The sequence below is a fragment of the Escherichia sp. AM3 genome (assembly GCF_032029835.1).
GTDB classification, from domain to species: domain Bacteria; phylum Pseudomonadota; class Gammaproteobacteria; order Enterobacterales; family Enterobacteriaceae; genus Escherichia; species Escherichia coli.
In genome coordinates this window covers 1-627 of record NZ_JAVUPQ010000494.1, presented here as the reverse complement: position 1 = coordinate 627, position 627 = coordinate 1, and the positions used below count along the sequence as shown (strand labels likewise).

The following is a 627-nucleotide window of genomic DNA, read 5'->3' as shown; positions in this document are numbered from 1 at the left end:
AGGGCTACTGACGCTAATTTCTGCTGCTCTTATGTTTTTTATATTACTCACAGCTGCAACGAGTACGCTGCGCGCATGGTCTTCACTGGTTATGAGCACGCTCATCAATGTACAGTGGCAGTCGGGGCTGTTCGATCATCTTCTCAGACTACCGCTGGCGTTTTTTGAACGCCGAAAATTAGGTGATATCCAGTCACGTTTTGACTCCCTTGACACATTGAGGGCCACATTTACCACCAGTGTGATCGGGTTCATAATGGACAGCATTATGGTTGTCGGTGTTTGTGTGATGATGCTGTTATACGGAGGATATCTCACCTGGATAGTTCTCTGCTTTACCACAATTTACATTTTTATTCGACTGGTGACATACGGCAATTACCGACAGATATCAGAAGAATGTCTTGTCAGGGAGGCCCGTGCCGCCTCCTATTTTATGGAAACATTATATGGTATTGCCACGGTAAAAATCCAGGGGATGGTCGGAATTCGGGGAGCACACTGGCTTAATATGAAAATAGATGCGATAAATTCGGGTATTAAGCTAACCAGGATGGATTTGCTCTTCGGAGGAATAAATACCTTTGTTACCGCCTGTGATCAGATTGTAATTTTATGGCTGGGAGC

The 627-nt window shown here is 44.8% G+C and carries 1 pseudogene; it reads left to right on the top strand.

What is annotated here, in order from left to right:
- Window positions 1-627 (top strand): annotated as a pseudogene (gene cvaB / locus RTW80_RS26815) (colicin V export peptidase/ABC transporter CvaB); the annotation flags it as partial.